General features: G+C 61.6%; 25 protein-coding genes. 16 read left to right on the plus strand and 9 right to left on the minus strand.

All coding sequences use genetic code 11. The features are described 5' to 3' along the window. Positions 1 to 9 precede the first annotated feature (9 nt). Positions 10 to 2,019, minus strand: coding sequence for a transglycosylase domain-containing protein (locus ACN0X9_RS07910; RefSeq protein ID WP_417487071.1), 2,010 nt, complete (start codon positions 2,017 to 2,019; stop codon positions 10 to 12). A 131-nt stretch (positions 2,020 to 2,150) separates the two neighbouring features. Between ACN0X9_RS07910 and ACN0X9_RS07915 the strand changes: the two genes are divergently transcribed. Continuing rightward, positions 2,151 to 2,330 carry a hypothetical protein gene (locus ACN0X9_RS07915; protein WP_417487072.1) on the plus strand — a complete coding sequence of 60 codons (180 nt, stop codon included), beginning with the start codon at positions 2,151 to 2,153 and terminating at the stop codon, positions 2,328 to 2,330. On the opposite strand, the gene ACN0X9_RS07920 is transcribed toward ACN0X9_RS07915, so the two are convergent. Then, positions 2,318 to 4,192, minus strand: coding sequence for a cation:proton antiporter (locus tag ACN0X9_RS07920; RefSeq protein ID WP_417487073.1), 1,875 nt, complete (start codon positions 4,190 to 4,192; stop codon positions 2,318 to 2,320). The genes ACN0X9_RS07915 and ACN0X9_RS07920 overlap by 13 nt on opposite strands. Before the next feature lie 65 nt (positions 4,193 to 4,257). Here ACN0X9_RS07920 and ACN0X9_RS07925 point away from each other — a divergent pair, with 65 nt between their 5' ends. Both ACN0X9_RS07925 and ACN0X9_RS07930 read left to right on the plus strand, forming a co-directional pair. Further along, a complete protein-coding gene (locus ACN0X9_RS07925; protein ID WP_417487074.1) occupies positions 4,258 to 4,491 on the plus strand; it encodes a hypothetical protein in 234 nt (77 codons plus the stop codon). A gap of 145 nt (positions 4,492 to 4,636) precedes the next feature. Then, a complete protein-coding gene (locus ACN0X9_RS07930; protein WP_417487075.1) occupies positions 4,637 to 5,212 on the plus strand; it encodes a PilZ domain-containing protein in 576 nt (191 codons plus the stop codon). On the opposite strand, the gene ACN0X9_RS07935 is transcribed toward ACN0X9_RS07930, so the two are convergent. Further along, a complete protein-coding gene (locus ACN0X9_RS07935) occupies positions 5,209 to 5,733 on the minus strand; it encodes a hypothetical protein (RefSeq protein ID WP_417487076.1) in 525 nt (174 codons plus the stop codon). The genes ACN0X9_RS07930 and ACN0X9_RS07935 overlap by 4 nt on opposite strands. A 62-nt stretch (positions 5,734 to 5,795) precedes the next feature. Here ACN0X9_RS07935 and ACN0X9_RS07940 point away from each other — a divergent pair, with 62 nt between their 5' ends. Beyond that, positions 5,796 to 6,791 carry a glycerophosphodiester phosphodiesterase family protein gene (locus tag ACN0X9_RS07940; RefSeq protein WP_417487077.1) on the plus strand — a complete coding sequence of 332 codons (996 nt, stop codon included), beginning with the start codon at positions 5,796 to 5,798 and terminating at the stop codon, positions 6,789 to 6,791. A gap of 72 nt (positions 6,792 to 6,863) precedes the next feature. On the opposite strand, the gene ACN0X9_RS07945 is transcribed toward ACN0X9_RS07940, so the two are convergent. After that, a complete protein-coding gene (locus tag ACN0X9_RS07945; protein WP_011644798.1) occupies positions 6,864 to 7,076 on the minus strand; it encodes a cold-shock protein in 213 nt (70 codons plus the stop codon). A gap of 369 nt (positions 7,077 to 7,445) precedes the next feature. Between ACN0X9_RS07945 and ACN0X9_RS07950 the strand changes: the two genes are divergently transcribed. The 5 genes from ACN0X9_RS07950 to ACN0X9_RS07970 all read left to right on the plus strand — a co-directional run bounded on the left by ACN0X9_RS07950 (position 7,446) and on the right by ACN0X9_RS07970 (position 11,613). Next, positions 7,446 to 7,739: a hypothetical protein gene (locus ACN0X9_RS07950; RefSeq protein ID WP_417487078.1), complete on the plus strand. Its 294-nt coding sequence runs from the start codon at positions 7,446 to 7,448 to the stop codon at positions 7,737 to 7,739. 298 nt (positions 7,740 to 8,037) lie between these two features. After that, positions 8,038 to 9,063, plus strand: coding sequence for an aspartate-semialdehyde dehydrogenase (locus ACN0X9_RS07955; protein WP_417487079.1), 1,026 nt, complete (start codon positions 8,038 to 8,040; stop codon positions 9,061 to 9,063). 98 nt (positions 9,064 to 9,161) lie between these two features. Then, positions 9,162 to 10,064, plus strand: a complete 903-nt coding sequence (gene rarD, locus ACN0X9_RS07960) for an EamA family transporter RarD (RefSeq protein WP_417487080.1) — start codon at positions 9,162 to 9,164, stop codon at positions 10,062 to 10,064. A 109-nt stretch (positions 10,065 to 10,173) separates the two neighbouring features. Next, positions 10,174 to 11,133, plus strand: a complete 960-nt coding sequence (locus tag ACN0X9_RS07965) for an alpha/beta fold hydrolase (RefSeq protein ID WP_417487081.1) — start codon at positions 10,174 to 10,176, stop codon at positions 11,131 to 11,133. Positions 11,134 to 11,211: 78 nt separating this feature from the next. Beyond that, a complete protein-coding gene (locus ACN0X9_RS07970; protein WP_417487082.1) occupies positions 11,212 to 11,613 on the plus strand; it encodes a hypothetical protein in 402 nt (133 codons plus the stop codon). Positions 11,614 to 11,635: 22 nt separating this feature from the next. Here the strand turns inward: ACN0X9_RS07970 and ACN0X9_RS07975 are convergent, their stop codons facing one another. Both ACN0X9_RS07975 and ACN0X9_RS07980 read right to left on the minus strand, forming a co-directional pair. Further along, positions 11,636 to 12,775 (minus strand): serine hydrolase domain-containing protein, encoded by a 1,140-nt coding sequence (locus tag ACN0X9_RS07975; RefSeq protein ID WP_417487083.1) that lies wholly within the window; start codon positions 12,773 to 12,775, stop codon positions 11,636 to 11,638. Between the two features lie 32 nt (positions 12,776 to 12,807). Beyond that, complete coding sequence (locus tag ACN0X9_RS07980; RefSeq protein WP_417487084.1) at positions 12,808 to 13,578, minus strand: PfkB family carbohydrate kinase; 771 nt, start codon at positions 13,576 to 13,578, stop codon at positions 12,808 to 12,810. Between ACN0X9_RS07980 and ACN0X9_RS07985 the strand changes: the two genes are divergently transcribed. Both ACN0X9_RS07985 and arsC read left to right on the plus strand, forming a co-directional pair. Beyond that, positions 13,546 to 14,577, plus strand: a complete 1,032-nt coding sequence (locus ACN0X9_RS07985; protein WP_417487085.1) for an HpcH/HpaI aldolase/citrate lyase family protein — start codon at positions 13,546 to 13,548, stop codon at positions 14,575 to 14,577. The genes ACN0X9_RS07980 and ACN0X9_RS07985 overlap by 33 nt on opposite strands. Before the next feature lie 85 nt (positions 14,578 to 14,662). Further along, complete coding sequence (gene arsC / locus ACN0X9_RS07990) at positions 14,663 to 15,016, plus strand: arsenate reductase (glutaredoxin) (protein ID WP_417487086.1); 354 nt, start codon at positions 14,663 to 14,665, stop codon at positions 15,014 to 15,016. A 9-nt stretch (positions 15,017 to 15,025) separates the two neighbouring features. Here arsC and ACN0X9_RS07995 read toward each other — a convergent pair whose 3' ends face one another. The 3 genes from ACN0X9_RS07995 to ACN0X9_RS08005 all read right to left on the minus strand — a co-directional run bounded on the left by ACN0X9_RS07995 (position 15,026) and on the right by ACN0X9_RS08005 (position 17,080). Continuing rightward, the gene (locus ACN0X9_RS07995; protein ID WP_417487087.1) at positions 15,026 to 15,556 is read right to left on the minus strand and encodes a DUF4166 domain-containing protein; all 531 of its coding nucleotides are present in this window, start codon (positions 15,554 to 15,556) and stop codon (positions 15,026 to 15,028) included. Between the two features lie 9 nt (positions 15,557 to 15,565). Then, positions 15,566 to 16,090, minus strand: a complete 525-nt coding sequence (locus tag ACN0X9_RS08000) for a GbsR/MarR family transcriptional regulator (protein WP_417487088.1) — start codon at positions 16,088 to 16,090, stop codon at positions 15,566 to 15,568. Positions 16,091 to 16,174: 84 nt separating this feature from the next. Next, complete coding sequence (locus ACN0X9_RS08005; RefSeq protein ID WP_417487089.1) at positions 16,175 to 17,080, minus strand: hydrogen peroxide-inducible genes activator; 906 nt, start codon at positions 17,078 to 17,080, stop codon at positions 16,175 to 16,177. Between the two features lie 125 nt (positions 17,081 to 17,205). Between ACN0X9_RS08005 and ACN0X9_RS08010 the strand changes: the two genes are divergently transcribed. The 5 genes from ACN0X9_RS08010 (at position 17,206) to ACN0X9_RS08030 (ending at position 20,906) form a co-directional block, all read left to right on the plus strand. Beyond that, positions 17,206 to 17,751, plus strand: a complete 546-nt coding sequence (locus ACN0X9_RS08010; protein ID WP_417487127.1) for a peroxiredoxin — start codon at positions 17,206 to 17,208, stop codon at positions 17,749 to 17,751. 151 nt (positions 17,752 to 17,902) lie between these two features. Beyond that, entirely contained in the window at positions 17,903 to 18,424 is a 522-nt protein-coding gene (locus tag ACN0X9_RS08015) for a carboxymuconolactone decarboxylase family protein (RefSeq protein WP_417487090.1), read from the plus strand. A 131-nt stretch (positions 18,425 to 18,555) separates the two neighbouring features. Further along, positions 18,556 to 18,852 (plus strand): hypothetical protein, encoded by a 297-nt coding sequence (locus ACN0X9_RS08020; RefSeq protein ID WP_417487091.1) that lies wholly within the window; start codon positions 18,556 to 18,558, stop codon positions 18,850 to 18,852. A 95-nt stretch (positions 18,853 to 18,947) separates the two neighbouring features. Continuing rightward, positions 18,948 to 20,222 carry a dicarboxylate/amino acid:cation symporter gene (locus tag ACN0X9_RS08025; protein WP_417487092.1) on the plus strand — a complete coding sequence of 425 codons (1,275 nt, stop codon included), beginning with the start codon at positions 18,948 to 18,950 and terminating at the stop codon, positions 20,220 to 20,222. Positions 20,223 to 20,303: 81 nt separating this feature from the next. After that, positions 20,304 to 20,906 carry a hypothetical protein gene (locus ACN0X9_RS08030; protein WP_417487093.1) on the plus strand — a complete coding sequence of 201 codons (603 nt, stop codon included), beginning with the start codon at positions 20,304 to 20,306 and terminating at the stop codon, positions 20,904 to 20,906. The last annotated feature ends 16 nt before the right edge of the window (positions 20,907 to 20,922 follow it).

Genomic DNA, 20,922 nt, shown 5'->3' on the forward strand with positions numbered 1-20,922 from the left:
GATTCCGTGTCAGTCGCGTCCCCCCAGACCCGACAGGAACGCGCCGATCGGGTCCTCTGGCTCGCTTTCCGGTTCCGGTGCGACGGGGATTGAAGTGGTCGCGCCGTCGGATCCGTCGCGGGGGAGTTGCGCGATCCGGGCTGCGACCGGGTCGACCCTAGCCTGAAGTCCGCTTCGGGGCGCAGTGGACAGATAGGCCTGGAACACCCGGGCCGGTGGTCCGCCACCGGTCGCCCGATCAGTTGGCGAGTTATCGTCGTTTCCGGTCCAGACAACGGTCACCAATTGTCCATCGAACCCGGCGAACCAGGCATCTCGAAAATCGTTCGTGGTGCCGGTCTTGCCTCCGACTGTCAGGCCGGAGACCGCCGCGCGGCGCCCTGTGCCCTGCCGCACATTGCTGACCAACAGCTCGCGCATCCGTGCGCCGGTCCGTGCGTCCAGCACAAGATCCGCTTGGCCGGCAGGCGCCGCGAACACCAGCTCGCCCGAGGACGTTTCAATCCGATCGATGCCGTAGGCTTGAGCCCGGACACCACCATTGGCGAACGGCGTATAAGCCGAGGCAAGCTCGATGGGCGTGACCTCAAACACCCCCAAGGCCAATGACCGGTCAACACGCATCGGGCTTTCGATCCCCAGTCGGCGCGCCAGGCGGGCAACATGGCCACGACCGGTCTCTTCGGCGATCTGTACGGCGATAGAGTTGGAAGACCGGGTGAAGCCCTCACGCAGGCTCATTTCCCCGCGATATTCGTCATTATAGTTCTGCGGCGCCCAGTCCCCGATACGTACTGGCGCGTCATTGCGTCGGTCGTCCGGAGACAGGCCGGCTTCAAATGCCGAGGCATAGACGAAGGGCTTGAACGCCGAGCCAGGTTGGCGCTGAGCCAGAACCGCACGATTGAACTGCGAGCGCGAGTAGGACCGTCCACCAACCATGGCCCGTACCGCGCCGTCATACGCAAGCGACACGAGAGCCCCTTCACCGGCCCCGGAGGCAAGTTCGGGATTATCGAGAATTTGGCTGATGGCAGCTTCCGCGGCGCGCTGGGCGTCGACATCAAGGGTCGTGTGAACCACGAGGTCGCCGTGATCCAGACCGGCGATCCCGCGAACCTGTTCGGCGGCCCAATCGATGAAATACTGCGCGCCCTGGCTGGAAGCACCGCGCGACACGCGAATTGGTGTACGGGCGGCCTCGATCCGCTCGGCCTCGGTAATTCGGCCGGTTTGCGCCATCAGGTCCAGAACCACCGTCGCTCGGGCTGCGGCACGCTGGGCATCATTGACCGGACTATAGCGGGACGGGGCCTTCAGCAATCCGGCCAGCAGCGCCGCCTCTCCCAGTCCCAGATCGCTCGCCGACCGTGAGAAATACCGCAACGATGCCGCTTCAACCCCGTAGGCACCTCCACCAAAATAGACCCGGTTTAGATAGAGTTCGAGGATCTCATCCTTGCTGAACCGGCTCTCCAGCCAGAAGGCCAGCATCATCTCCTGCACTTTTCGGCGCAAGGTTCGCTCCGGTGACAGGAACAGGTTCTTGGCGAGCTGCTGGGTCAGCGTGGACCCGCCCTGGACCACCCGGCCGGCGCGCAGATTGGCCACCATGGCACGCCCGAGACCGATCACGTCGATACCCGGATGACTGTAGAATCGTCGATCCTCGACTGCGAGCACAGCATCAACCAGATAGGACGGCAGATTGTCGATTGTGACCTCATGGCCATGCGCTGAACCCCGGCGGGCGATCAGGGCGCCATCCTGGTCCAGGAAGGTGATTGTCGCGGTGCGCTCGATCGCCTGGAGCCCGCTGGTATCAGGCAGGTCGCGGGCGATCGACACAAGCCAACCGGCAACGACCAGAGAGCCAATGATGAACAGGCAAGCAAGCGTCCGAAACCAGGGGAAGCCGCTGGCAGCCGGCTTGCGCCGCTTGGCTCGCCGCCCTCGGTGCGACGGTGCCGCCGAACGGGCGCGCTGCGCCGCCTGTGATTTTTCGGGCCGGCGGGCCATGCTCGATCCTTGTCGCAAAATCGGGGAGTCCATCTGCGCCTGGCAGGGTTAATTCCCCATGAAGGCACGCCCCTAAAGGCTTGCGCTTGGACAAGCCTGACTGCACGATATGGCCGAAGAGGGGCCCCATCATGTCAGTCAAGCGTTCACTTCTTGTCCTTGCCGTGCTTCTGGGCGCGGCCAGTCTTTCAGGCTGCATCGCGATCTATGAAGGCACCGACTCAGTCTGCCCGCACGGCGACCCCAATGCCGACAACTGGCCCTATTGCGGAGGCGCGCCTCCCGGCGGTGCGCAGCCCTACGAGGACTGATCCTCGCCGGAACCTGTCGAGGTCTTCGCATCCGGCGGGGCAAATCCGATAAGGATTGTCCCGGGTTGAGCAGGAGGCTCGCGCCCGGTCCCCAACAAATGGAATGTCCCATTTGGCAATCGGGCGATCACGAGATCAGGTCCATCCCCGACTTCTTCCAGATAGGTTGCGAGCGGATAGGTCTCCGACAATTTGGTATTGCGGAAGCGCCAGCCCTGCCACCAGTCACGCGCGAGACTGTCATAGCCGCGCCCTCGCCGGATCAATGTCCGGCCTCGCGCGGTATAGGCAATGGCGCGGGGATCGTCCTCGACCTTATCGGCATCGACAGGGCCATCAAAACCGGACAACTGGAAGACCCGGCTTCGACCCAGCTCCGGTCCGTACTCGATACAGACCAGCGCATTGTAGGCATCATTGGGCGACGCAGCGAGCAGCGCCGAAAACCGGGCGATTTCCAACTGCCAGTCGGCGGCCTCGGACAAGACTTCGCCGTAATGGATTTCGTGGCCCGCCAGACGCGCAGCCCGAAGGCGGCGCCAGCTGGTGTCGGCGATTGTAACGGGTATTTCGGCTTTTTTCAGGGCATCCGCAAACCCGAGACTCCACGGGTTCGCGCCAACAATCAGCAACCGCTCCGGCCCGCTCTGCGACAGCCCCAGCAATCGCGCCAGCGGGGCGACAGCAAAACCACAGCCAAACACGCTGATGAAAATTGTGGCGAAGACCAACGGCGCAAGGATCGCGGCATCGTCGCGCCCGACCTCGATCAGGCTTGCCGCAAGATGCCCGGCGGCAGCCGCCGCAACGACCCCGCGCGGTCCGACGATGCCGACAAATGCCGTCTCCTTCAGGTTTAACCCTGAACCCATTGTCGCCAGGGCTACGGTGACTGGCCTGACCAGCAGGATGAACACACCCACGAACGCCAGATGCCATCCGTTCAGGGCAAGCAGGTCAGACGGAGCAAGATCAGCTGCCAGGACCACGAAGACGCTGGCCACGAGGATCGATGCGATCCCTTCCTTGAACCGGCGCATTTCCTCGATCGACGCGAGGCGGGAATTGGCAACAACGAGACCAAACAGGGTGACCGCAACCAGGCCTGTTTCGTTGGCGAGGGCGTCTGCGACGGAAAAACATACGAGAACCGCCGCCAATACCAATGGCGCCTTCATTGGCTCGGGTACCCAGCCTCTCCGGAACGCACGCGAAAGGCCAGCTCCGAACCCGAATCCCAGAACGCCGCCGATTACCGCACCCAGCGCCAGAGCCATGCCGGCCTGCACCCAGTCCTGGCCAAGGGCCGTCTGACGGATCGCTTCGAACACCAGGACAGCCGAGAGCGCTCCGATCGGGTCGTTGACGATGCCTTCCCATTTGAGCACCGAAGCGATGCGGGACGGCAGCTTGGCCTGACGCAGGAGCGGCAGGACCACCGTGGGACCGGTCGTGGTCAGCAGGGCGCCAATCATGGCGGACAGGTCCCAGGCAAGGCCGGCCACATAATGCAGTGCCAGGACGGCGCCGGCCCAACCGAGAGGAAAACCGAGCAGGACCATCCGCCGGACCGGGCCTGACGCGTCACGCAGTTCGCGGAAATTGAGGGTGATGCCACCCTCGAACAGGATGACGGCCACGGCCAATGCGATCATCGGGCGAAGATAGTCCCCGAAGGCCGCTGTCGGATGCACGAGGGGAGCGCCAGCAACAACGGACCATATCGGACCGAGAATGAGGCCCGCCCCCATCATGAGAACAATCGACGGCCAGCGCAGGCGCCAAGCCAACCACTGGGCGGCAACACCTGAACCGGCGATGAGTGCGATGGTCAGGGTGAGGTCAGGTCCGGTGTCTATCATGGGGTGGTGTTAGCGCGTTTCGTTCTGCTCGTCGCCCCGCAGGCGACATGGCCTGGGAGGCTCCAATGGACGCATATCCGCCCGAAGCCCAACTAATCATCGTTTCCTTTTTGACCGCGGTCGGCATAGCCGGTCCACTTGCCCTTTTGGGCCCACCCAATTTCTTCGCGGCGGCGCGCTGGGTGGCCGCGTTGGTCGTTCGGCGAAGACTCACCACATTGACGATCGGCAGCCTGATCGGCGGTAGCGGCTTTTTGGGAAGCAGCGCATTCGGACAGCTCGCGGGAACCGGTATCTGATTTGCCGCGAGGCCGCAGATCGGAATCAACCAAAACGTGCGGTAATAATTTATTCACGACGAATTATGGTTTCCACAGATTCAGGTAACTATTCCTGCGGATTGTTTAGACAGGCACAACACTGTCTGCAGGATTGGATACCTCAATGGCGGAATGCGCGCTTGACCACCAGGCCTCCACACCGGAGCGGCGTTCGACTCACCGGATTGCCTTGCGTCTGCCCGGCACCTTTGGAACGCATTCAACTTCGGCTACCGCTTGCCTGATCCTGGACATCGCGCCGGGCGGAATGCGGGCTGCAGCCTCACACCCGCCCGAGTCCGGCGCCCTGGTTTCGCTCAGCGTACCGGCGCTCGGCACCTTCCAGGGCACCACGGTCTGGTCGAATGACGGCCAGTTCGCGGTTCAGTTTGTCGGACGCAGCCAGCCTCGCGAACTGGCCAAGACGCTCGCAATGCGGAGTGCGCGGGCCCGACTTGCAGTAGCAGGCGGCGTCACCGCAGACGAAGCCGAGGCCGTCGTCCGCTGCGAGGACGGAACAGTCATCGCCGCCCGTCTGATCCGGATGTCGGTGGACGGAGCCTGTTTCGAGACCGAACGGGCACCTCTCGACGGTGAATCGATCGAAATCGGCGACATGCCCTGTACGGTTATCAAGTCAAAAGGCGGCCAGTTCGCCGTTCGATTCCTGTTACAGGGCCCGTCCGAAGGTACGGCCTAGTCCTGTTCGGCGTGAATAAGTTCAAAGCCGATCGACCGCCCGCCATAATCACCGTTTTCATACAGGTCGGCCTGATCGTTGAACCAGGCCACCAAATGGGCATGTAGCCGGTCATAGACATCCCGCAAGGGCGCTTCTCCGAGGGGCAGATCCAGGTCGAACACCGGACCATTGGCAATTGCCATTTCGACATGCTGGCCCTTTTTTGCGCAGGTCAGCACAAGTCGCGTCCAGTCGCCGGTGCGGGACACCTTCACCGCCAGGCCGAACGCGATTGCGCCGAGCGGCAGGAAGCCTGTTCCGGACACCGAGAATGCACCTGACCTGTACGGCCGGGGAGACCATGCGCCCTGCGGCGGGACGAGATGAACGCAAACCTCGCCCTTGGCACCGAGAAAACGACAGAAGCCCGTCGAAATATTCTCGGCAACCGAACGGATCACCGCATAATTGTCGAGCGAGCAACCACCATACCGCTCGGCCGCATCAGCCAGATCATCAAATCGGGTCCTGTCGCTCATTTGTCACTCCCGTGTGCCATCGGCTCAGGCTAGTGTGCTTGCACTGGAAACGGGAGAGGGCTTTGCGACAAATCTTTATGAGCATTGGAGTTCTGGTAGGGCTGGCGGCCTGTTCGGCGACCGACGATGCTGCCACGCCGTATGCCTGGACAACGCTCGACGGTGAAGCCCCACTTGTGATCGCCCACCGGGGCGCCAGTGGTGACCGTCCGGAACACACGATCGAAGCCTATACGCTCGCCCTCGAACAGGGGGCCAATGTTATAGAGCCCGACTTGGTGATGACGTCGGATGGTGTCCTTGTGGTGCGGCATGACCACTACCTGTCGACCACCACCAATGTCGCCGATCACCCGGAGTTTGCCGATCGCCGGCGTCGTCAGGGCGAACGGACCGATTGGTGGGTCGAGGACTTCACCCTGGCCGAGATCCGCACGCTGAGAGCCCGCCAGCCCTGGCCCCAGCGCGACCAGACCCATAATGACCGTTATCTGGTTCCGACCTTCGAGGAAGTCCTCGACCTGGCGGCCGAGCACGGTTCTAGGACCGAGCCCGAGATCAAGGCACCGGGCCACTTCACCTCCATCGGCCTGGACCCCTTGCCCGAGCTTGTCAGAATTCTGCGCGAGCGTGACCTCGACACGGTTGATGCAACCACAGCCATCCAATGTTTCGAGCCGGATTTTCTCGCCCGACTGAACACCGAGGTTGAGACGCCGTTATTGATGCTGGTTTTCCCGATGGTCGAGCTTGATCCGGATGCCGATCCGCTGACGCCGACCGTTTCCTTGGCGGATGCTGCAACCTTCGCGGACGGTGTCGGCCCAGCCAAGTCGCTCGTCATTACCAAAGACGGGCTGGACACCGGTTTTGTCGCCGCCGCCCACGCCCTGGGCCTGACCGTCCACCCGTGGACGTTCCGGGACGACGTCCCGCTGGCCGAGAATGTCGATATCGAAACCGAATTGCGCCGCGTCTACGAACTGGGCGTCGACGGTGTGTTCACCGATTTCCCGGCGACCGCCGTGCGTGTCCGCTCTGAGCTTGGTGACAGATAGGATCGGGCAAAGAAAACGGCGCGGGGCTGGTGCCCTGCGCCGCTTTCCAGATCTTGCGATCCCTGAACTGCCTTAGTCGGCGAGCTGCAGATCCACCGCCTTCGGACCCTTGCCGCGGCGATCCGGCTCGGTTTCGAAGGAGACTTTCTGACCATCGCTCAGACCCGGCAGGCCAGAAGCCTGGACGGCGGAAATGTGCACGAAGACGTCATCGCCGCCCTCGTCTGGTGTGATGAAGCCAAAGCCCTTGCTCTGGTTGAAAAATTTAACGACACCTGTAGACATTGGGAACCTTCCCGGTATGCATGCCCCGCGTCCGGGCATAAATTAAGTGCAGTGCCAGCGTCCTGACACCAGATATTACGGACGTAGAAAGTCGGGGAAGGCTGAAGTCTATGGGCCCGGTCACCGTTCGCCATGATGATCATGGCTTGAGCACCGGGTAGGCGATCAGTATTCCGTCCGGCCAGTTCGGCCGCCCGTCCGAGCCGTTATGCGCACGAAATCGCGCTCAAGGCAACTGAAACTCCTATGGCCCTGCGTGCTCTTGGCGCCATAATCCGCGGATGGAACGGGCGTCATGATCGGTGACTGCCTCGCCCCGGAAACCGGCCGGACCCCGCCACTCGCAGGGCCCCGTTATGGAGATCGAAAATGACCCGACGTGGATTTCTGGAACGCTCCCGACGCAATCGACGCAAGCAAGCCGAGTCCGGCCGGTCCTTTGACCCGGCCGCCATGATCCGGCTGGCTTTCTTTGGCGTCGCCATCCTGGTCGCCGGGGCCGTTTATGTCGGCTTCTGGCGACAGGGCGAAACGATCTATGACGGCCCCTGGGGGCTGATGCAGCGGCTAATCACCCCGGTCTTTCTGGGTGCGAACGCGCTCGAGATCATCGTGCTTTTATTGGTCAGCCTGGTCGCCTGGCGGATTTGGCGCCGGCTGTAGCCGGTCGCCGTTCGTTCGCCCGCCGAAAGCCTGCGTCCGTAGGCAGGCGCCGCGGCCATCAGCAAACGAGACGCCCGCATCAATCGCCGGCCCCCTCGGGCCGCATTATTTCACCAGCATGACCTGTCGATCCGGTTGAACAATCCAATTGAGTTAAGCCAGAATCATTTTTTGAACACTTTGATGCCAAATCGAAATGACGCCATGACATCCTCACTAGCCACGGCGCGGTCGCAGGTTTAAGGCCTCCTTCTTCGGCACGGACTCCAGCAAACGGCAAACTGAAAGGTCGAGAATTATGGGCGTTAAGATCGCGGTATTCGGTGCTACGGGCGCCGTCGGCAAAGAGATGCTCACAATTTTGGCCGAGCGCCTGTTTCCGGCCGATGAAGTTCACGCACTGGCGAGCCGGAAATCCATGGGCGTCGAGCTCTCCTATGGCGACAGGACTCTGCGCTGCAAGAATGCCGAGACCTTCGATTTTTCCAGCGTTGACCTGGTGCTGATGTCGGCCGGTGGTGATGTGTCCAAGGAGTGGGCGCCGAAAATCACCAAAGCTGGCGCTATTGTTATCGACAACTCATCGGCCTGGCGCATGGATCCCGACGTTCCGCTGGTCGTGCCTGAAGTCAATCTGGATGCGCTCGACGGCGTAAAAGCCAAGGGCATCATCGCCAACCCGAACTGTTCGACAATCCAGCTCGTGGTCGCACTCAAGCCGATTCACGAGCGCGCCGGGATCAAGCGGGTCAACTGCGCCACCTACCAGTCCGTGTCTGGCGGTGGCCAGGCCGCGATGGATGAATTGTGGACCCAGACCAAGGGCATCTACGTTAACGATCCGATCGAGCCCCAGACATTCACCAAGCAGATCGCTTTCAACGTCATCCCCCATATCGACGTCTTCATGGAAGACGGCTCCACCAAGGAAGAGTGGAAGATGATGGTGGAGACCAAGAAGATTCTCGACGCCAAGATCAAGCTGTTCGCGACATGCGCGCGGGTGCCGGTTTTTGTCGGCCATTCGATCGCCGCCCACCTCGAACTTGAAGCGCCGATGTCGTCGGGCGAGGCGCGCGACCTGCTGCGCGAAAGCCCGGGCCTGATGGTCATCGACAAGCGTGAGGACGAGGGATACATCACGCCGGTCGAATGTGTGGGCGAATTCGCCACATTCGTCTCCCGCGTCCGCGAAGACCCAACGGTCGAGAATGGTCTCGCGCTGTGGATCGTCTCTGACAATTTGCGCAAGGGAGCCGCCCTGAACGCCGTACAGATCGCGGAAGGCCTGCTCAACAAAGGCCTGCTGGGCAAGACTGCCTGACCTGACGGACGCCGCAAGACTGCCATGCACAAGAAGCGGGTCGCCATCGACAGGGGGACTCCCTATGTGCGATGCAAGTCAGCGCAGCAGGAGTCCGCATGTCCACCGATACCTCGACTGATATGCGGCGCGCTCTTGCGGCCGGGCTGTCCGGCTATCTGATCTGGGGCGTTGCCCCGCTTTTCTTCCAGACTCTCGATTTCGCCGGGGCGGTTGAGATCATCCTTCACCGCATTGTCTGGGCGGTGCCCTTGCTGGCGGGCTCGCTCGCCTTGTCCGGGCGGTTGCGCGCCTCGCTTGGCGTTCTGGCCGACCGCCGAACCCTGCTGACCCTGCTGGCGACATCGGCCCTGATCTCGGTCAACTGGTGGGGGTTCATTTTCGCGGTCAATACCGGGCACGTCCTGCAGGCCTCACTGGGCTATTACATCAATCCGCTCATGAGCGTTGCGGTCGGCGTCATCATCCTGCGCGAACCGCTTGGCCCCTGGCGCATAGCTGCCATAGCCTTGGCGGCATTAGGGGTCGCCAACCAGATCATCACGGTGGGCGAAGTCCCCTGGCTGTCGCTGATGCTGGCCACGACATTCACGGCCTATGGGTATCTGCGGAAAGTCGCGGCTGTCGACGGTCGGGCGGGATTGTTGTGGGAAACGCTTTTCCTGCTGCCCTTCGCGGTGATCGGACTCGTCTGGTTGCAGGTCAGCGGCGCGGGACACTTCACCGAAAACACTGCCCAAGCAGGGCTGCTCATGGCAGCGGGTCTGGTCACGGTCGTGCCCCTGCTGCTGTACACAATCGGTGTCCGGGGCCTGCACCTTTCGACAATGGGACTGTTGCAGTTCACCGCGCCGACCATCCAGTTCACAATCGGCATCCTGACCGGTGAGACCTTTGAAACGGGCCACCTGATCACTTTCGCGTTCATTTGGGCCGGGGTCGCCTGTTTTACCTGGAGCCAGCTACGTCGCGAACGCAAGCTGGCGGCGCCGGTCGACTAACCTGGCCTTGCCGATGACCACCCTTGACCGAATTGGTTGACTGGCCTTTGCTGGGAACCGACAAGCGATTGATCTCCAATGGTTTCCAGACCGGTGCCGAGGGTTTTCCATGACTGATTTTCCAGCGCCCTGTCGAATTGCGACGAATGGCATCGAGCTGTCCGTTCACCTCGCCGGCCCCGAGGGCGGGCGACCGCTGCTGCTGGTCCATGGCTGGCCTGAACTGGCCTACTCGTGGAAGAACCAGATCAATGTCCTGGCGGAGGCCGGATACCGGGTGATCGCGCCCGATCTGCGCGGCTTTGGCGGTTCGGACTGCCCGGAAGGCCCCGACGCCTACAATATCGACACACTGATTGCCGACCTGACAGGCCTGCTGGATGCACTGGGCCACGAGAAAGCGGTCTGGATCGGTCACGACTGGGGCGGCATCATCACCTGGCACGCGGCAATGCTGGCCGCGGATCGCTTTGACGGCGTTATCGGCGTCAACACTCCGCACCTGCCCCGCGGAGCCCAACCTCCAACCGAAGCCTTTCATGATATCGGCGGTGACAACCACTACATCCTGCAATTCCAGGAACCGGGCCGGGCGGAAAAGTGCTTTGATGGCAAGGAGGACGCTTTCTTTGCATTCATCTTCGGAGCGCCACCAAAAGTCGGAAAGCTGGAAGATTACTATCCCGAAATCACGCACATTCCAGCGCAGTTCGAAGCCTTTCAGGGCCGGGCGGAGAAGCGGATTGTCGTCGGGCCGGATGACCGGGCCGTCTACGCTGATGCCTACCGCAAGACCGGCTTTGGCCCTGGCATAAATCTCTATCGGAATTTCGACGCCAACTGGCGACGCATGGGTGGCGTCGATCATCGCATCGCGCTGCCATGCCTGATGATATCGGCTGAGCTGGACTTCATGCTTCCGCCCAAGCTGGCGGGCTGGATGCCAGCCCTGTGCAAGGATGTCGAGTTTGCCGTCCTCGACGCGTGCGGCCACTGGACCATGTGGGAACAGCCCGAGGCCTTGAACGGCTACATGCTGGATTGGCTGGAAAGGCGCTTTCCGGCCTGACACTCGCCAGACACGATTTCGCTGGTGCGCTGTCGGCTGCCTCGGCTAGGATTCGGCGGGGCGTCTGAGGGGGGCGGAATGGGCAATTCGGGCTGGGTGATCCACAGTTCGCTGAAAATGGCTGAACTCGATTTCGGCTCCGATACCACCATGCTGAACCTGCGACACGCCATTGCGGAGTTGCCAGGCATGCCGGGCTGGGGCCGCGATTTCGACATATTGCTGGTCATCAGCGACGAGGCCTCGCTGGACACCTTCACCATGGATTCCATGAAGACGCACCAGGCCTTCATGCGCGCCTGGAATGAGCGCTATCGACAAGGGCATTCGCCAAAAACCGCGCTGGTCTGCGCCAGTGACCTCAAACGCATCATTCCTGAATTATGGTCAGCCATGACACGTGAAAACTGGAAGACCCAGATCGGTGTATTCACAAACAGGACCGAGGCATTGGACTGGCTGGACCGATCGGGCGAGTGAGGCAGCTGGTCGATCGGCGTCGTCAGAGACAGCCATAAACCGCATCGATGATCCGCACGGGTCGCGGATCACCCGCAAGGTGGTGATGCTGGCGGTTCATGACATAGGCGCCCGTGAGACCACGCACCGGATCAGCAAAGGCACACGACCCACCCCATCCGGAATGCCCGACCGTCTCGGGGGCCGGGCCATAGAAGCCCGGTTTGACATTGCGCATGATGCCGGCTCCCCAGGACAGGTCGAAAGGCAGGACCTTGTCCGGCCCGCTGACGCGCTCCTTGACCAGCGCAGCCAGAGTATCCTCCGAGAAAAAGCGCTTGCCTTCCAGTCGACCAGCGTCGGCATAGGGCGTCATCAAACGCGCCAGTGCAGGCGCTGTCGCGTGGGCATTGGCGGCGGGGAACTCGGCCTTGCGCCATTCCGTGGCGCCCCTTCGGCCCGGCGAGGACCAGGGCTTCAGGAAGGCCAGCTCACGCGGCAGGGTCCGCTCACCCAGATCCGGGACCTGACGCGGCATGGCGTGTTCCGCGGTCCGGCCATGCTCGCTCTCGGGCAAGCCGACGTGGAAATCGATCTTGCGGGGGCCGCAGACCTCCTCGCGCAGGATAGCGCCGATTGACCGGCCATCGGTGCGGCGAGCGAGGGCATCGGCGATGAATCCGAAAGTCACCGGATGGTAGCCTGACCCGGTCCCCAGCGGCCACAAGGGCGCCTGCCGGGCCAGACGTTCCTCGATCAACCCGGCATCGAACCAGTCACCGGCATCCATTTCCTCGGCAATGCCTGACAGACCAGCCTGGTGCGACAAGGCCTCCGCCACCGTCACGGAAGATTTGCCGCCGGCGGCAAATTCCGGCCAGAAATCAGCGACCGGCGCGTCATAGGACAGGAGTCCGCGATCAACGAGACGCGCGAGTACCAAGGCTGCGATTGCTTTTCCGGTGGAATAGACGGGAACCAGCGTATCGGTCTGCCACTCGCGTGATTTCTTGCGGTCTGCCCAACCGGCATGAATATCAACGACCGTCTCACCATCCAGGGTCAGCGCGAACCCCGCGCCGATCTCGTCATGATCGGTCCAATTGGCGAGAAAGGCTTCAGCAACCGGTTCGAAACCGGTTGCGACATGGCCGTGAAGGGCTGGCAGTGTGTCGGTGTTCATGTCGCACTGGCTAACGCGTGCCGCGATAGCGATCAAGCGAACTGGACGGCCTCGGCCTGCAAAGTCAGGAGCGGCGTCGAAAGAACCTCCAAGGCCGCCACCAGGGGCAGTTCCGGAGCGCGCCACTCATTGGCCCGCATCACGAGGCTTACCGTCGCCGCGACCGCGTGCTCCAGCGCCTGCCGGGCGCTGTCTCCCGCCATCAGCCGACCTGCGAAGGCCGCGGTTAGCACGTCGCCCGTGCCGTTGGGTGCTTTCGGGACTCTCTCGTGTGTAACCAGCCAGGCTTCAGAACTGTCGACATACAGGACACCAATCTGCCCGTGCCGGGGCAGGGACGAGACCAGGACCGGCCTGTCCATGGCGCGCGCCGCACGGACGATCGACGCCAGGTCAGTCAACGGTCGACCGGTGATATGGCCGAGTTCGAACAGGTTGGGTGTGACCAGATCGGCGCGACTGACCAGCTGGTCCTTGATCGCCGCGGCGATGGCCGGGGCTACATACAGGCCGCCCGGCGCGTCTCCCATGATCGGGTCGACTATGATGGTCGGCGTCGGGGCAAAGGCTTTGACGCCCTTGTTGGTTCGGCGCCCCTTGCGAACCACGTCAATCACAGCGGCGGTATCGAAGACCTGCCCGACATCGGCAAAATAGCCCGTCAGAACAATATCGGTGATGTCGAGAAGTCCCTGGTCGGCGATTCCTGACAGGACACCCTCGAACTGATCCTGCTCGACCGCGCTGCCGCCCGGGACACCCCAGCCGGGATGCCGGCCGAACAACACTGTCGGGACCAGCATGGTGTCAATTCCCGCCGCATTGAGCACACGTTGGGACGCACCTCCCCCGACAGGAGAGGCCGCCACGTGACTGGAAAGGATCAGCGCCATCGGCATGGAATTCATGCTATATCCAAAACCTCCCCGAGCAGAAGCCCCGGAAACGACTTGATGCGACGATTGATCCGTTCAGCGCTTTTTGTCCCCGCCTCCAAAGCCAGGGCCATCGAAAAGGCTGCCCATGTCGGCGCCGACCTCCTCATCCTCGATCTGGAAGACGCCGTTGGCCCTGATGAAAAAGCCGAAGCCCGCGAAGCCGTGGAGGCCGCGATGCGCAGCTGGGACGCGTCAGGATCGGTACGCGCCGTGCGGATCAATGCGCTGGACAGCGAGTGGGGTGCGGCGGACATGCGGGCCGCCGCGCGCGCCGACGCAATTGTCCTGCCGAAAGTCGAACAGGTCGGCGATCTGCACGCTGCCCGGTCGGCGCTCAGCTCGCACGGATCGTCGATTCCCATTTGGGCAATGATTGAGACTCCACGTGCACTTTTGGCGCTGAATGCCATTTCCAGCGCAGTCGGAACCGGTCTTGCCGGCCTGATCGCGGGGACCAATGATCTTTGCAAGGAGTTGCGCTGCTCGTCGGAACATGACCGGCTCGCCCTGATTCCACACCTGGTCAACATGGTGGGTGCGGCGCGAGCTCGCGATCTGTATGTTCTGGACGGCGTTTATAATCATTTCCGTGATCCGAAGGGGTTCAGGGCCGAAGCTGAACAGGGACGCGCCCTTGGATTTGATGGCAAGTCCCTGATCCATCCCGGCCAGGTCGATCTTGCGCATCTTTATTTCGGGCCAACCGCCCGTGATCTCGAACATGCGGCGAAGATTGTTGCCGCGTTCGCAAGCCCGGAAAATGCCGGCAAGGGCGTGATTTCCCTGGATGGGGACATGGTTGAGCGCCTGCATCTGGAGGCAGCCCGGGCGCTGCTGTCGACCGCCAGCGAAAACGATTCCTGATGCGCGAAATGCAGGCAAAAAGCAGACCAAGACTTGATGTTGCAGCACAAGACCGGCTTTCATGGTCGCGCTTGAGGGACCTTAAATGACCGATTCGACGATTATCTGGCACAATCCACGCTGTTCGAAATCCCGGCAAACGCTGGCATTGCTCGAAGCGCGCGGCGGCAATCTGGAAGTTCGTGACTATACGGAAGACATGCCGAGCGTCGCCGAGTTGAAATCGGTGATGAAGAAGCTCGGCTTCGTGTCCGCGCACGAGTGGTTGCGCAAGGCAGAACCCGATTACCGGGAACTTGGCCTGAAGGCGATCGAAGATGAAGAAGCGTTGTTCAAGGCGATGGCCAAATATCCGAAGCTGATTGAGCGCCCGGTCGTTATTCACGGCGATCGCGCGATGATCGGCCGGCCGCCGGAACAGGTACTCGAGCTGTTCTGAGGATTGCCGTCAGTCGGCTGCGACCCCCAGCCTTCCCCGATAGTGAATGATGAGGCCGACCAGCGGCAGGCTGAGCGCGACGTCGAATAGGTGTGTCTCAGCCTCTGCCCGTTCGGTTGCAGATATCTTTGGCGAGACGGGCCCGGGCAATTCGACACCCCACAGCGCCACGCCAGCCTGATCAAAATGCAGCACGCCAGCGTCGACACGCAGGGTAAATCTCAGTTTGAATGGCCCGAAGCGCTCGGTCAGACAGACCCCGGACCGGCCCTGGACGGTCGCGAAATGACGCCCGTCATACCAGCGCTCGAGCAACTCGCCTGATCCGGCAGTGCTGACCTTGACCAGGGCTGACTGCCGCTGTCCGGCACGGGGCAGTCCGAGTATTCGGGCAATCAGCCTGGCCAACGGGTTGGCGCCTCGCACAACGTCGACCCGACCTTCAAGGAGCACAATCGGGTCCGGTGAGTGAAGGTGGCGGGTAACCGGGGAAAGCGTTTCCCAGTCAGGACCCAGAAGAGCCTTGTACAAATGCGTCATGGCGGGAGATCAGCTACCGACGAAGCGGGAGATCTTCGTCCCCAGCCCCATTAGTTTCACAAGTGTCCCTTGGGGCAGTTTCTTTATCTGGGCGTACCAGCCGTCCAGGTTCGAAACGAACCCTTCCATCCGCCTTAGCCTGTCGCGCGCCAGGTGAGGCGTATCGGGATCAGCATCGGCGGCATCGGCACATTCCCTCAGGATTTCGATCATGGGGTCGATTTCCCTCTGTTTCCGGGCCTCGGCGATCGCCATCAACATGTCCCAGGGCTCGTGGGTCGCGCTGAAATGGTCCCGACGATCGCCCAGCACGTGCTCGCGCCGCACCAGACCGAGCGTCTGTAGCTCTTTCAAGGAGTTCGACACATTGGACCGGGCAATCTGCAGGACTTCGGTGATGTCTTCAGCATGCAGGGGGTTTTCGGCGAGGTAGAGGAGGGCATGTATCTGCGCGATGGAGCGGTTGACGCCCCAGCGCGCGCCCATCTCACCCCAGTGGAGAATGAAACGCTGCATCGGTGCAGAGAGCTTCATGGCGGCTTCTTCTCTTTCTGTTCAGACAGAAACTACCATGGTCAATAGCACCTGTCGCGGGACGGCATGACGCAGCAGGCCGTGTCAGTCGGTCGGATTGTCGAGGACGTCCCGGATGGCATCGCCCAGCAAGACGGCTTCTTCGGCCCGGGCCGAGCCCTTGCGCCAGGCGACTCCGATCTCACGACCGGCGACCGGCGGGTCGAATGCCCTCACTTCCAGTCCCATACGGTCAACAAGGCCCGCATCCACAGCCATCCTCGGCAGGAGCGTCGCGCCCAGGCCCGACTTGACCATGTGAACCAGCGTGTGAAGGCTTGTCGCCGCGAAGTCAGAGCGCGCCGAGCCAGTCGAGCAGGCAGCGAGGGCGTGGTCACGAAGGCAATGCCCGTCTTCCAGCAGCAATAACGGCTCGTCGGTCAGATCCTTTGGAGACAGTGTCGCCTTGCCGGCAAGCGGATGACCTGGCGGCCCGGCAAACAGGAACTCGTCCGACCAGACCGCATGCGTTTCAATCAGAGCGGCATCGTAGGGAAGCGCAATCAGGGCCGCATCGATCCGACGGTCGCGCAAGGCGTCGAGCAGTCGGTCGGTCAGATCTTCACGCAGGAATAGTTCGAGGTCGGGATATCGCACACGAAGGGCCGGCAGGACCTGCGGCAACAAGAATGGCGCGATCGTCGGTATGACACCCAACTTGAAGGGTCCGGACAATGGTTCGCCGGCGGCTTGAGCGGCAACCACCAGATCTTCTGCCTCAGTCATGACGCGTTGGGCCCGCTCGAGCACCGCATCGCCGGCTGGTGTCAGCACGGCGCCTCGAGCACCGCGCTCGACGAGGACCGTTCCAAGGATGGATTCCAGCTCCTTGATCGCTGCGCTCAGGGTCGGCTGCGTCACAAAGACAGCTTCGGCCGCCCTGGAGAAACTGCCATGCTCTGCAAGGGCGATAATGAATTGTAGTTGGCGGAGTGTGGGGAGCTGCGTCATTGCTATTGATATTACCTATGACTTCCCCAAAAACAATCCATTGGATTTATCCAAAGTCAGGCGTCACATCGGCGCCATCAATCAAGGCCGGCGCTTAAGCCGGTCAGTTCAACTGGAGAGACATGATGCTGGGTATCGGCGAAAAACTTCCTGATTTCGAAATTGTCGGCGTGAAGCCGGGCTTCAATGCGCACGAGGAAAACGGCAATTCGGCGTTTGAGCCGATCAACCAGGAAAGCTTCGAGGGCAAGTGGAAGGTCATCTTCTTCTATCCGAAGGACTTCACCTTTGTCTGCCCGACCGAGATTGTCGCTTTTGCCAATCTGGCTGAAGAGTTCGCAGATCGTGATGCCGTGGTCATGGGCGGTTCGTCGGACAATGAGTTCTGCAAGCTGGCCTGGCGCCGTGAGCACCCGGATCTCGACAAGCTCGGCATGTGGCAGTTTGCTGACACCACCGGTTCGCTGATCGACAGCCTTGGCATCCGCTCTGAAGAGGGCGTCGCCTATCGCGCCACCTTCATTGTCGATCCGCACAATGTGATCCAGCACGTCTACGTGACCAACCTCAATGTCGGCCGCAATCCGGAAGACACGTTGCGCGTCCTCGACGCCCTTCAGACGGACGAGCTTTGCCCGTGCAACCGTCCGGTTGGCGGCGACACGCTGTAACGACGAAACACGCTGATGGCCCCTCCCTCCGGCGGGCCATCAGCATTTCCCCGGAGCTGCCGCTCAGGTGTGCCTGGCACACAGCTCCGGGGAACCCCATTCAATATTTGCGAATGCGTGTCAAACGCATAACTGATCACAGGAGTATGTGATGTCGATTGATGCCCTCAAAAATGAGCTGCCTGACTACGCCAAGGACCTGAAGCTCAACCTGTCTTCGCTGGGTCGCGAGACCGAGCTCGATGACCAGAAAAAGTGGGGCACATTCCTCGCATCGGCACACGCCATCGGCGAACCCCGGACCCTGGCAGCCATCAAGGCCGAGGCCGAAGCCCGACTGAGCGATGAAGCGCTGGGCGCCGCCAAGGCAGCGTCTGCGATCATGGGCATGAACAATGTCTATTACCGCTTCGTCCACCTGTCGAAGAACAAGGAATACGGGACGCTTCCGGCCAAGCTGCGCATGAACATCCTTGCCAATCCCGGCGTCGACAAGGCCGATTTCGAGCTATGGTCACTGGCAGTTTCCGCGATCAATGGCTGTGGCCTGTGCATCGACAGCCATGAGGCCGAGCTGCGCAAGCACGGGCTGACCACCACCCAAATCCAGGCCGCCGTGCGGATTGCCGCGACCGTCAATGCCGTTGCGGCGGTATTGGCCGCAGAAGCCTGACTTTTCCCTCTACGACGCAATTGGGGGCAGCCTCAACAACTGCCCCCAATAGGCTGATAGAAGCTTCAAAAACGAGTTACCCACAGCCCAGTTGATTCTCCAAAATAAGTCCGTATAATGAGCGTATGTCCATGATTGACCATACGCTCGACCCGCTGCCTCGTCGCTCCACCCGCACGGACCATGATGTCCGTGGCGGACAGATCTGGTTTTCGCGCGACACGATCAACAAGGCCCGCAGCCATGCCGATGAGTCCTGGCTGCAGGCGTCCCGGACCGCGCAGGTTGGTGCCGGCATGGCCTTTCTTGGCCTCGTGCTGGGCAGTGGCAATATCGGATCGCTCCTGATCCTGGCCGGTCTTGTTGCGATCCTCAGCAATATGCCTGCCCTGATCCTGAAGGCGACCTACGCCTCCAAGGCGGACTAACCACCACCCCGAACGATTGACCCGGTCGACGCACACTCTAGTGTGCGTTCCGATACGCGTGCGCCCAAGGCATGCGGACTTCGGGGAGAGATTTCATGGGCTGGTGGTTCAAGATCAAACTGTGGCAGCGCGTGCTGGCGGCGCTTGTGCTGGGCGTCGCGTTCGGACTGATTGCGTCGAACACGATGGGTCAGGATGCGGCCACCTCCTGGATCGACACCTATATCCGTCCTGTCGGGCTGCTCTTCATCAATCTGATCCGCATGTTGATCGTGCCTTTGATCTTCACCACCCTGGTGGCCGGCGTCATAGCCATGGGCAAACCCTCCAAGCTGGGTTCACTCGGCCTGAAGACCATCGCGTTGTATCTGGTGACCACCTTCTTCGCGAATGTGATCGGCCTGACCTTCGGCGCGCTCTTCAGGCCCGGTGCGGGCGCAGACCTCGCCGGTGTCGAGGCCGTTCCCGTCAACACGGACCCGCCGTCGGTAACGGAGCGTTTGCTCGAAATCGTGCCGACCAATCCCGTCGCCGCCCTCGCGGACGGCGATGTGCTGGCGATCATCTTCTTCTCGCTGTTCCTTGGCGTCGCGATCCTGTCGACGGGCGCCGCCGGCAAGCCGCTTGGAGAGCTTTTCAACTCGGCGTCGGAAGTTGTTCTCAAGATTACGCACTATGTCATGGAGGTGGCACCGTTCGGCGTGTTCGCGCTTGTGAGCTACACGGCAGCCAGCCAGGGCCTCGAAGCGCTCCAGTCAATTCTGGTCCTGATTGTTGCGGTCTATCTCGGCCTGATCGCACACGCCATCATTACCTATGGCTTCCTGGTCCGGGTTGTCCTGAACCTGCCCTTGGTACGCTTCTTCCGCGGCATGACCGATCCGATTGCTGTCGCTTATTCGACCGCTTCTTCATCGGCCACACTGCCGGTGACGATTGCCGCCGCTTCCGACAACCTTGGCATCAAGAAGTCTGTCGCGGGCTCGGTCCTGCCGCTCGGCGCCACGATCAATATGGACGGTACGGCGCTCTACCTCGGCATCCTGGCGCTCTTTACCGCGCAGGCTTTCGGATATGATCTTACTTTCATGAACTATGTGATGATCGCCTTCACCGCGGCGATTGTCTCGATCGGCGCCGCCGGCATTCCGTCGGCCTCCCTCTTCCTGCTGGCCATCGTTCTCGAAACCTTTGGCGTAACGCCGGAACACACCGCGATTGTTGTCGGCTTCATCCTGCCGGTCGACCGGATCATGGACATGGCACGCACGGCTGTGAACGTGACCGGCGATGCCGCCGTTGCGACCGCCGTTGCCAAGTGGGAAGGCGAGCTGGACGAGGAACGCTTCCGCGACCCGGCCGTTATCTAAGTCCGCCTCCATGCATCTGGTCCGGTCGGGAAATCACGCTAGTCTGCGCCTGATAACCTGCCGGACCGGAGGCCTTTCCGCATGAAGATGCGCTACCGCATTGTCGAATTGATCGTCGCCGGCAGTGTGGTGGTGATCTCGGTCGCGTCCCTGTTCGTCGCCGTTCACCAGAGCATCGTCATGGAGCGGACACTCGCGGCCAGTGTCTGGCCGGTGATGGAATTCCAACACGGCAATTACGACGGCAATGAAGGCCGCAGGAGCATCACGCTCGACTTCACCAATAACGGGTTGGGGCCGGCCCAGGTCCGCTATATGCGCCTGCTCGATGACGGCCAGCCGATCGACTCGCCACAACGGTTCTTCGCCGAATGCTGCGCTCCGGAAGGTTTGGACGCCGACGAGCGGCTTGATCATGTCGGCCGCCTGTTCCTGGAAGGTCGCCTCTTCCTTGTGACCGACGTGATCGGTGGGCGCGTGTTTGCACCGCAACAGACGGTGACCTTCGCCCGGCTCGACTACCCGGAAGATCCGGAGGTCCGCCTTGTCTGGGAGGCGCTCGACTCAATCCGCTTCCAGCTGGAGGTGGAGCTTTGCTATTGCTCGGTCTTTGACGATTGCTGGCTGGCGAACTTCCCGCAGCAAACGCGTGTGCCGGTCGACCAGTGCCGGATTGAAAACTGATCCGACGGTATCGGCA

The sequence above is a fragment of the Maricaulis sp. genome (assembly GCF_048268525.1).
Taxonomy (GTDB): Bacteria; Pseudomonadota; Alphaproteobacteria; order Caulobacterales; family Maricaulaceae; genus Maricaulis.

Excerpts from the sequence above, each read along its gene's own strand:
- ACN0X9_RS07910 (WP_417487071.1), bottom strand. The coding sequence starts at position 2,019 with ATGGCCCGCCGGCCCGAAAAATCACAGGCGGCGCAGCGCGCCCGTTCG.
- ACN0X9_RS07915 (WP_417487072.1), top strand. The coding sequence starts at position 2,151 with ATGTCAGTCAAGCGTTCACTTCTTGTCCTTGCCGTGCTTCTGGGCGCG.
- ACN0X9_RS07920 (WP_417487073.1), bottom strand. The coding sequence starts at position 4,192 with ATGATAGACACCGGACCTGACCTCACCCTGACCATCGCACTCATCGCC.
- ACN0X9_RS07925 (WP_417487074.1), top strand. The coding sequence starts at position 4,258 with ATGGACGCATATCCGCCCGAAGCCCAACTAATCATCGTTTCCTTTTTG.
- ACN0X9_RS07930 (WP_417487075.1), top strand. The coding sequence starts at position 4,637 with ATGGCGGAATGCGCGCTTGACCACCAGGCCTCCACACCGGAGCGGCGT.
- ACN0X9_RS07935 (WP_417487076.1), bottom strand. The coding sequence starts at position 5,733 with ATGAGCGACAGGACCCGATTTGATGATCTGGCTGATGCGGCCGAGCGG.
- ACN0X9_RS07945 (WP_011644798.1), bottom strand. The coding sequence starts at position 7,076 with ATGTCTACAGGTGTCGTTAAATTTTTCAACCAGAGCAAGGGCTTTGGC.
- ACN0X9_RS07950 (WP_417487078.1), top strand. The coding sequence starts at position 7,446 with ATGACCCGACGTGGATTTCTGGAACGCTCCCGACGCAATCGACGCAAG.
- ACN0X9_RS07955 (WP_417487079.1), top strand. The coding sequence starts at position 8,038 with ATGGGCGTTAAGATCGCGGTATTCGGTGCTACGGGCGCCGTCGGCAAA.
- rarD (WP_417487080.1), top strand. The coding sequence starts at position 9,162 with ATGTCCACCGATACCTCGACTGATATGCGGCGCGCTCTTGCGGCCGGG.
- ACN0X9_RS07965 (WP_417487081.1), top strand. The coding sequence starts at position 10,174 with ATGACTGATTTTCCAGCGCCCTGTCGAATTGCGACGAATGGCATCGAG.
- ACN0X9_RS07970 (WP_417487082.1), top strand. The coding sequence starts at position 11,212 with ATGGGCAATTCGGGCTGGGTGATCCACAGTTCGCTGAAAATGGCTGAA.
- ACN0X9_RS07975 (WP_417487083.1), bottom strand. The coding sequence starts at position 12,775 with ATGAACACCGACACACTGCCAGCCCTTCACGGCCATGTCGCAACCGGT.
- ACN0X9_RS07985 (WP_417487085.1), top strand. The coding sequence starts at position 13,546 with ATGCCGGCCGAACAACACTGTCGGGACCAGCATGGTGTCAATTCCCGC.
- ACN0X9_RS07980 (WP_417487084.1), bottom strand. The coding sequence starts at position 13,578 with ATGCTGGTCCCGACAGTGTTGTTCGGCCGGCATCCCGGCTGGGGTGTC.
- arsC (WP_417487086.1), top strand. The coding sequence starts at position 14,663 with ATGACCGATTCGACGATTATCTGGCACAATCCACGCTGTTCGAAATCC.
- ACN0X9_RS07995 (WP_417487087.1), bottom strand. The coding sequence starts at position 15,556 with ATGACGCATTTGTACAAGGCTCTTCTGGGTCCTGACTGGGAAACGCTT.
- ACN0X9_RS08000 (WP_417487088.1), bottom strand. The coding sequence starts at position 16,090 with ATGAAGCTCTCTGCACCGATGCAGCGTTTCATTCTCCACTGGGGTGAG.
- ACN0X9_RS08005 (WP_417487089.1), bottom strand. The coding sequence starts at position 17,080 with ATGACGCAGCTCCCCACACTCCGCCAACTACAATTCATTATCGCCCTT.
- ACN0X9_RS08010 (WP_417487127.1), top strand. The coding sequence starts at position 17,206 with ATGCTGGGTATCGGCGAAAAACTTCCTGATTTCGAAATTGTCGGCGTG.
- ACN0X9_RS08015 (WP_417487090.1), top strand. The coding sequence starts at position 17,903 with ATGTCGATTGATGCCCTCAAAAATGAGCTGCCTGACTACGCCAAGGAC.
- ACN0X9_RS08020 (WP_417487091.1), top strand. The coding sequence starts at position 18,556 with ATGATTGACCATACGCTCGACCCGCTGCCTCGTCGCTCCACCCGCACG.
- ACN0X9_RS08025 (WP_417487092.1), top strand. The coding sequence starts at position 18,948 with ATGGGCTGGTGGTTCAAGATCAAACTGTGGCAGCGCGTGCTGGCGGCG.
- ACN0X9_RS08030 (WP_417487093.1), top strand. The coding sequence starts at position 20,304 with ATGAAGATGCGCTACCGCATTGTCGAATTGATCGTCGCCGGCAGTGTG.